Source organism: Xanthomonas sp. LMG 12459 (assembly GCF_009192905.1).
Taxonomy (GTDB): Bacteria; Pseudomonadota; Gammaproteobacteria; order Xanthomonadales; family Xanthomonadaceae; genus Xanthomonas_A; species Xanthomonas_A sontii.
Window position 1 is genome coordinate 1 of the sequence record NZ_NSGT01000112.1, and the last position, 7,920, is coordinate 7,920.

At 70.4% G+C, this 7,920-nt stretch carries 8 protein-coding genes; all 8 read left to right on the forward strand.

Features of this window, described 5'->3' with window-relative positions; translation table 11 throughout:
* Positions 1–476: 476 nt before the first annotated feature.
* Positions 477–2,102, forward strand: a complete 1,626-nt coding sequence (gene flhF / locus CEK65_RS19960; RefSeq protein ID WP_152182769.1) for a flagellar biosynthesis protein FlhF — start codon at positions 477–479, stop codon at positions 2,100–2,102.
* The gene (locus tag CEK65_RS19965) at positions 2,089–2,973 is read left to right on the forward strand and encodes a P-loop NTPase (protein WP_010341540.1); all 885 of its coding nucleotides are present in this window, start codon (positions 2,089–2,091) and stop codon (positions 2,971–2,973) included. Before flhF ends, CEK65_RS19965 begins: the two co-directional genes overlap by 14 nt.
* Complete coding sequence (locus CEK65_RS19970) at positions 2,970–3,719, forward strand: RNA polymerase sigma factor FliA (protein WP_017908923.1); 750 nt, start codon at positions 2,970–2,972, stop codon at positions 3,717–3,719. The genes CEK65_RS19965 and CEK65_RS19970 overlap by 4 nt, the downstream gene beginning before the upstream one ends.
* 19 nt (positions 3,720–3,738) lie before the next feature.
* Entirely contained in the window at positions 3,739–4,131 is a 393-nt protein-coding gene (gene cheY, locus CEK65_RS19975; protein WP_010341542.1) for a chemotaxis response regulator CheY, read from the forward strand.
* Positions 4,132–4,743 carry a protein phosphatase CheZ gene (locus CEK65_RS19980; RefSeq protein WP_010341543.1) on the forward strand — a complete coding sequence of 204 codons (612 nt, stop codon included), beginning with the start codon at positions 4,132–4,134 and terminating at the stop codon, positions 4,741–4,743.
* 4 nt (positions 4,744–4,747) lie between these two features.
* Entirely contained in the window at positions 4,748–6,499 is a 1,752-nt protein-coding gene (locus CEK65_RS19985) for a chemotaxis protein CheA (RefSeq protein WP_043091957.1), read from the forward strand.
* Between the two features lie 344 nt (positions 6,500–6,843).
* On the forward strand, positions 6,844–7,584 hold the full coding sequence (locus CEK65_RS19990) for a flagellar motor protein (RefSeq protein WP_010341770.1): 741 nt from the start codon (positions 6,844–6,846) through the stop codon (positions 7,582–7,584).
* Position 7,585: 1 nt separating this feature from the next.
* On the forward strand, positions 7,586–7,920 hold a 335-nt coding region (locus CEK65_RS21270), incomplete at its 3' end, for a flagellar motor protein MotB (protein WP_304951738.1).

Consider the following 7,920-nt stretch of genomic DNA (forward strand, 5'->3'; position numbering starts at 1 on the left):
CTGGCGCGGCGGCGGCCCGCCGCGCGGCCCCGCGCCGCCTCCGCCCCCCCCGCGCGCGCCCCCAGCATCTTCCCCCCCGCCTGTGTTGCCTTTTTGCCCCCCCCCCTCTCCCAGCCCCCCGCCCCGCCGCCGGTGGCCCCGCCCCACGCCCCCCCCCCCCCCGCCTCCCCCGCCGCGGCCGCCCCGCGCGGCCCCCCCCCCGCCCCCCCCCGCCTGGTCCGCCACAGCGTCCCCGCGCTGTCGGTCCTGTCCTACAGCGAAGTGCCGGAGGACAAGCGGCTGAAGCTGGTGGGCACGATCAGTTGAGATGACGGGAAACGGGAACAGGGAATGGGGAATCGCACCCTTGCCCCGGCAGCGGAGAGAGCAATGAACACGATCACGAAAAACCGGACACGACACCGCGGCCCGCCACGTATCGGCACCGATCACGCATCCATTCCCCATTCCCCATTCCCCATTCCCGGCTCCCACCCATGAAGATCAAACGCTTTGTCGCCCCCGACATGCGCACCGCCTTCCGGATGGTGCGCGACGAGCACGGGCCGGATGCGGTGATCCTGTCCAACCGGCGCACCGACGAGGGCATCGAGATCGTGGCCGCCAGCAACTACGACGAGGCCCTGGTGCAGCGGGCGCTGGATGCGGTGCGCCCGGACGAGGCGCCGCGCGCCGCCGCGGCGAGCCAGGCGCCGGCCGCTGCGGCCCCGCGTGCCGCACGCGGCGACGCCGCCGCCAGCCCGGCGATGGCGATGATGGCCGCGATCAGCGAGCGCCGCGGCGGTGCCGCGCCGGCCGCCCCGGCCGCTTCCCCGGCACGGCCGCTGACCCAGCCGGCAGCGCTGGCCGCCTCGGCGATGCCCGCCGCGGCCGCCCCGGCTGCCGCCGCACGCCAGGCCGCCCCGGCCAAGGCCGCAGCGCCGGTCACCGGCCGCGCGGAGTTCAGCATCCCCGAGGACGTGTTCCGCAACGCCCCGATCAGCGTGCCCATGCCCAGTCCGTTCGCCGCCGCCACCGCGGCGCCGGCCGCCGAGGCCGTGCCGGCCTGGCGCGACGACGTGCCCGCGGTGGCGCTGACCCCGGTGGCGAGCCCGGCCCCGGCCGCGCCCGTCGCGACCGCCGATGCGCCGGCCGCTGCCGGGATCCCGGCGGCCGCGGCGCTGGCGGCAGTGCCGACCTTCCCCGCCCCGCAGAACGACGAACAATTGACGCAGCTGCGCGACGAACTGTCGCTGATGCGGCAGATGATCGAGCGCGAGATGAACCGCCTCACCGACGAGCGCCTGCGCGGCTCGCCGGTCCGCGCCCAGGCGCTGGAGCTGATGGACGACTACGGCTTCGACAGCGGCATCACCCGCGACGTGGTCATGCAGATCCCCGCCGACCTCGAGCTGCACCGCGGCCGCGGGCTGATGCTGGGCCTGCTGTCCAAGCGCCTGCCGATCGCCGCGCTGGACCCGCTCGAGGAAGGCGGCGTGATCGCCCTGATCGGCCCGACCGGCGCCGGCAAGACCACCACCATCGCCAAGCTGGCCTCGCGCTTCCTGGAACGCCATGCCGCCCGCGACGTGGCCCTGGTCACCACCGACACCATCCGCGTCGGCGGCCGCGAACAGCTGCACAGCTACGGCCGCCAGCTCGGCATCGCCGTGCACGAGGCCGACAGCGACGCCGCGCTGCAGCAGCTGCTGGAGCGCCTGGCCGACTACAAGCTGGTGCTGATCGACACCGCCGGCATGGGCCAGCGCGACCGCGCCCTGGCCGCCCAGCTGCACTGGCTGCGCGCCTCGCGGGTGGTCCGATCCTTGCTGGTCCTCCCCGCCAACGCCCATTTCTCCGACCTGGACGAGGTGGTGCGCCGGTTCGCCGGCGCCGACCCACAGGGGGTCATCCTGACCAAGTTGGACGAGACCGGGCGGTTCGGCAGTGCCTTGTCGGTGGTCGTGGACCACCGCCTCCCCATCACCTGGGTGACCGATGGACAGCGCGTGCCGGACGACCTGCACCGCGCCAACGCCGCCAGCCTGGTATTGCGCCTTGAAGATTTGCGGCGCGCTGCCGATAAGCCCTGTACTCCGGAGCAGACCCATGCCGTCGCGTGACTACGTCAATCTGACCAATGCCTTCCCCCTGTCGGCGACGCGCAGCGAACCGCTGGGTCCGGTGCGCACCATCGCCGTGACCGGCGGCAAGGGCGGCGTGGGCAAGACCAACATCTCGGTGAACCTGTCCATGGCGCTGGCCGACATGGGCAAGCGCACCCTGCTGCTGGACGCCGACCTGGGCCTGGCCAACGTCGACGTGCTGCTCGGGCTGACCCCCAAGTTCACCGTGGCCGACCTGGTGGCCGGGCGCTGCACCCTGGAAGAGGTGCTGATCGACATGCCCAACGGGCTGATGGTGGTGCCCGCCGCCTCCGGCCGCCGCTACATGGCCGAGCTGCCGCCGGCCCAGCACGTCGGCCTGGTCAACGTGTTCTCCGAGCTGCAGCGCGAGCTGGACGTGATGATCGTCGACACCGCCGCCGGCATCACCGACAGCGTGCTGACCTTCTGCCAGGCCGCGCAGGACGCGGTGGTGGTGGTCTGCGACGAGCCGGCCTCGATCACCGACGCCTACGCCCTGATCAAGGTCCTCTCGCGCGAGCGCGGCGTGGACCGGGTGCAGATCGTCGCCAACATGGTCCGCGACCTCAACGAAGGCCGCCTGCTGTACGACAAGCTCAGCCGGGTCTGCGAGAAGTTCCTCGGCGACGTGTCGCTGAACTACCTGGGCTGCGTGCCGCAGGACGACTGGCTGCGCCTGTCGGTGCAGCGCCAGCAGCCGGTGGTCAAGGCCTACCCGTCCAGCCCGTCGGCGCAGGCGATCTCCGAGATCGCCCGGCGCACCGCACGCTGGCAGGCGCCGACCGCCCCGCGCGGCAACGTCGAGTTCTTCGTCGAGCGCATCATCCAGCGCGGGGTGGCCGCATGAACGCCGCCGCCCACTACCGCGCCGTCCAGCGCAACAGCGCCAACGACTACATCGCCCAGCACTCGGACCTGGTCCGGCGCATCGCCCACCACCTGGCGGCGCGGCTGCCGGCCAGCGTCGAGATCGACGACCTGATCCAGGCCGGCATGATCGGCCTGATCGAGGCCTCGCGCAGCTACGACGCCGAACAGGGCGCCTCGTTCGAGACCTACGCCTCGATCCGCATCCGCGGCGCGATGATCGACGAGATCCGCCGCGGCGACTGGGTGCCGCGCTCGGTGCACCGCCGCGCCCGCGACGCCGCCTCGGCGATCCGCAAGATCGAACAGAGCACCGGCCGCGCCGCCGCCGCCAACGAAGTGGCCGCGGCGATGGACATGCCGCTTCCCGAATACCTGCGTTTGATGGAAGATGCCGCCCGCGGCCAGGTGCTGAGCCTGGAGTCGCGCATCGAGGACCATGGCGAGCTGGATACCATCGCCAAGGGCGGACCCAATCCGCAGCAGATGCTCGAGCGCAGCGAATTCGGCCGCGAGCTGGGCAAGGCCATCGCGCAGTTGCCTGAACGCGAGCAGTTGGTGCTGTCGCTGTACTACGAGCAGGAATTGAACCTCAAGGAAATCGGCGCGGTGCTCGGGGTCAGCGAGTCGCGCGTGTGTCAGATCCATGGCCAGGCCACGGTACGGTTGCGCGGACGCCTGAAGGCGTTCGAGGTCGCCGATGCCGGTCTGGAAGACGAAGAATAGGAACCCTTAGGAGTCAGTGGTGAACAAGAACATGCGGATTTTGATCGTGGACGATTTCTCGACGATGCGACGCATCGTCAAGAATCTGCTCGGCGATCTGGGCTTCACCAACACCGCCGAGGCCGAAGACGGCAACAGCGCCCTGGCCGCGCTGCGCTCGGCGCCGTTCGAGTTCGTGGTCACCGACTGGAACATGCCGGGCATGACCGGCATCGATCTGCTGCGCAACATCCGCGCCGACGACAAGCTCAAGCACCTGCCGGTGCTGATGGTCACCGCCGAGGCCAAGCGCGAGCAGATCATCGAGGCCGCGCAGTGCGGCGTGAACGGCTACATCATCAAGCCGTTCACCGCGCAGACGCTGCAGGAGAAGCTGGGCAAGATCTTCGAACGCCTGGGAGCGACCGCCTAAATGGAAGCCACCGCCGAACGTACCGCCCTGATCGAACGCCTGCAAGGCGCGCTGGACGCGCTGGAGAACGGCGACGAGGCCGGCTGGCGCAGGGAGATCGACACCCTCGCCGCCTGGCGCACGCGGCCGATGATGCAGGGCCTGAGCCGGCTCGCGCGCGATCTGGGGCAGGCGCTCGGCGAACTGCCGGTGGTACCCAGCGAGGCCGGCGAACTGGACGACGCCTGCTCGCGCCTGGACCACGTGGTGGAGATGACCGAACAGGCCAGCCACCGCACCCTGGACCTGGCCGAGGAATGCCGTGCGCTGGCCGACCAGCTCGCCGCCGGCGGCCTCAGCGGCGACCAGAGCGAGATCCTCGACAAGATCCGCCACAACCTCACCGAAATGGCCCTGGCGCAGAGCTTCCAGGATCTGACCGGGCAGATCATCCGTCGCGTCGCCGGCATCGTGCGCCGCGTGCACGAGGGCTTCGGCGCGCTGGGTCTGCCGCCGAAGGAAGAAAACAAGAAGGCCGACGGCAGCCTGGCCGGCCCGGCCCTGCCCGGCCTGGACCGCCACGGCGTATCGCAGCACGACGCCGACGACCTGCTCTCGGGCCTGGGACTGTAACTCTATGAGCGCCGTACCCGACGACATCGCTGCCGACTTCATCATCGAGGCCCAGGAGATCCTGGACCGGCTCGGCGAGCAGTTGGTGTCGCTGGAGCAGGCGCCCGAGGACAGCGGCCAGCTCAACGCCGTGTTCCGCGGCTTCCACACGCTCAAGGGCGGCGCCGGCTTCCTGGCGATCAACGCCATGGTCGAGCTGTGCCACGCGGCGGAGGAAACCCTGGGCATGGCCCGCGCCGGCCAGGCGACCCTGCAGGCGCGACACTTCGACGCCGCGCAGCAGTCGCTGGACTACCTGCAGTCGATGCTCGATGCCTTCGGCAGCGGCCAGGAGCCGCCGCGCGCGCCGCCGGAGCTGATCGCGCAGTTCGACGCGCACGGCGACGACGCACCGGCGCCGGCACCCGCGAAGAGCGCCGCGCCCGCGCCCGCCGCCGTCCCGGCCACCGCCGCGGCCGCGGGAGACCTGATCAGCGACGACGAATTCGAAGCGCTGCTGGACCAGTTGCACGGCGATGCGCCGCCGACGGCCACGCCGCAGGCGCTGCAGCCGGCGCCGCGCGCGCCCAGCGCCGCGCCCAAGGCCGCGGCCGCCCCGGCCAAGGCCGCCGAGCCCGAACACACCGTGCGCGTGGACACCAAGCGCCTGGACGCGATCGTCAACCTGATCGGCGAACTGGTGCTCTCGCGCAACCGCCTCAAGACCCTGCGCGTGCGCCTGCGCGACGAGGAACTGGACCGCGCGGTCAGCAGCCTGGACATCGCCACCGCGCGCCTGCAGTCGGCGGTGATGCGCACGCGCATGCAGCCGGTCGGCAAGGTGTTCTCGCGCTTCCCCAAGGTGGCGCGCGACGTCGCCCGCTCGCTCAACAAGGAAGTGGAGCTGGAATTGATCGGCGCCGACACCGAGCTCGATCGCAACCTGGTCGAGGCGCTGGCCGATCCGCTGGTGCACTTGGTGCGCAACGCGATCGACCACGGCATCGAGGCCCCGGCGCTGCGCGAAGCCACCGGCAAGCCGCGCGGCGGCCATGTGCGCCTGTCGGCGCAGCAGGAAGGCGACTACGTCAGCATCGAGGTGCAGGACGACGGCGCCGGCATCGACCCGGAACGGCTGCGCGCCAAGGCCCGCGAGAAGGGCCTGATCGACCCCGAGGCCGCCGCCCGCCTGACCACCGAGGAATGCCTGCACCTGGTGTTCCTGCCCGGCTTCTCGACCAAATCCGAAGTCACCGACATCTCCGGCCGCGGCGTCGGCATGGACGTGGTGCAGTCGCGCATCCGCGAACTCAGCGGGCAAATCCAGATCCAGTCGGAACTGGGCCGCGGCAGCCGCTTCCTGATCCGCGTGCCGCTGACCCTGGCGATCCTGCCGACCCTGCTGGTGCAGGCCGGCGACACCGTCTATGCGCTGCCGCTGGCGCGCGTGGTGGAAGTGCTGCACGCCCCGCGCCGCTCGCTGGGCTGGTTCGACGGCCGCGCCGTGCTCGACCGGCAGTCGCACACCCTGCCGCTGGTGGACCTGCGCCAGTGGCTCAACATCGACGCCCCGCAACTGCCGCTGCTCACCGTGGTGGTGCTGCAGGCCGGCGAATCGCGCATGGGCCTGGTCGTGGACCAGGTCCGCGGCCGCGAGGAAGTGGTGATCAAGCCGCTGCCGCGCTCGCTGCGCGGCCTGCCCGGCTACGCCGGCGCCACCCTCATCGGCGATGGCCGCCTGGCGCTGATCCTGGATGTGGATGGCTTGAAGGCCTGAAGGCCGGGATTGGGGAATGGGGAATCGTAAGAGCGGTTTCCCTGGCGCTTCGTTTTCCCCTGATTCCGCCGTAGAAGCAGCTTCAGCCGCGACGCGGTGAGGCTGGGATTCGGGAATCGGGATTCGGGAATCGCAACAGCAGCTCCCGTGTACCTCACTCCCCAATGTGGGAGCGGCTTCAGCCGCGACGCGATAGAGCCGGGATGAGCGGTTGGCGTGCGTGCGCTTTTGCGATTCCCGAATCCCGATTCCCGAATCCCGGCTTCATCGATTCCCCATTCCCTATTCCCCACTCCCGGCCCCCAACCCATCAAGTCCCAAGCCCCCTGGCCGATACCTCCTGCATGGACAAGCTCAGTCTCATCGGCCTGCTGTTGGCGATTCTGTCGCTCATCGGCGGCAGCATCCTCAAGGGCGCCGGCATTTCGGCGCTGTGGTCGCCGGCTGCGTTCGTGATCGTGATCGTCGGCACCGTCGCCGCGATCCTGGTGCATACCCCGCCGTCCGTGTTCCGCCGTGCGTTCCAGATCGCCAAGTGGATCCTGTGGCCGCCGCCGAGCGACCGCCAGGCGTTGCTCAAGCAGATCGTGGAATGGAGCAACATCGCGCGCCGCCAGGGCCTGCTCGGGCTGGAGAACCAGGTGCCGCAGCAGCAGGATCCGTTCGTGCGCAAGGGCCTGCAGATGCTGGTGGACGGCGTGGAGCCGGAAGCCATCCGGCACATGCTGGAGATCGACCTGGAGGGCCAGGAGCATTGCGACCTGGCCGCGGCCAAGGTGTTCGAGGGCATGGGCATCTACGCGCCCACCCTGGGCATCATCGGCGCGGTGCTGGGCCTGATCGCGGTGATGAAGAACCTGGCCGACCCGAGCAAGCTCGGCCACGGCATCGCCGCCGCGTTCACCGCCACCATCTACGGCATCGCCTCGGCCAACCTGCTGTTCCTGCCGATGGCCGCCAAGCTCAAGAGCGTGATCAAGCACAGCTGCGGCGAGCGCGAAATGATCATCGAAGGGTTGATCGCCATCGCCCAGGGCGAGAACCCGCGCAACATCGAATCGAAACTGGCCGGATTCTTGCATTGAGTTGCCAATGGCCCGCAAGCACTCCCACGACGAGCACGCCAACCACGAGGCATGGGCCATCCCCTATGCCGACCTGATGACGTTGCTGCTCGCCTTCTTCGTGGTGATGTACGCGCTGTCCACGATCAACGAAGCCAAGTACCGGGTCATGGCCGACGCGATGAGCGCCGCGTTCGGCGGCACCCCGACGACCCTGCGTCCGGTGCAGGTCGGCGACCACGCGCTGCGCGTTGCCCGAGGGCAGGCGGTTGGGATCGGGCAGGGTCAGCGCCGGGCTGGACTTGATCGGGGTCGGCCGCTCGCCGCCCTGGCCCTGCAGCGCGTGGTCGCCGACCT

What these genes read in the sequence shown, in the direction of transcription:
- flhF (WP_152182769.1), top strand. Translation starts at nt 477, where the DNA reads ATGAAGATCAAACGCTTTGTCGCCCCCGACATGCGCACCGCCTTCCGG.
- CEK65_RS19965 (WP_010341540.1), top strand. Translation starts at nt 2,089, where the DNA reads ATGCCGTCGCGTGACTACGTCAATCTGACCAATGCCTTCCCCCTGTCG.
- CEK65_RS19970 (WP_017908923.1), top strand. Translation starts at nt 2,970, where the DNA reads ATGAACGCCGCCGCCCACTACCGCGCCGTCCAGCGCAACAGCGCCAAC.
- CEK65_RS19980 (WP_010341543.1), top strand. Translation starts at nt 4,132, where the DNA reads ATGGAAGCCACCGCCGAACGTACCGCCCTGATCGAACGCCTGCAAGGC.
- CEK65_RS19985 (WP_043091957.1), top strand. Translation starts at nt 4,748, where the DNA reads ATGAGCGCCGTACCCGACGACATCGCTGCCGACTTCATCATCGAGGCC.
- CEK65_RS19990 (WP_010341770.1), top strand. Translation starts at nt 6,844, where the DNA reads ATGGACAAGCTCAGTCTCATCGGCCTGCTGTTGGCGATTCTGTCGCTC.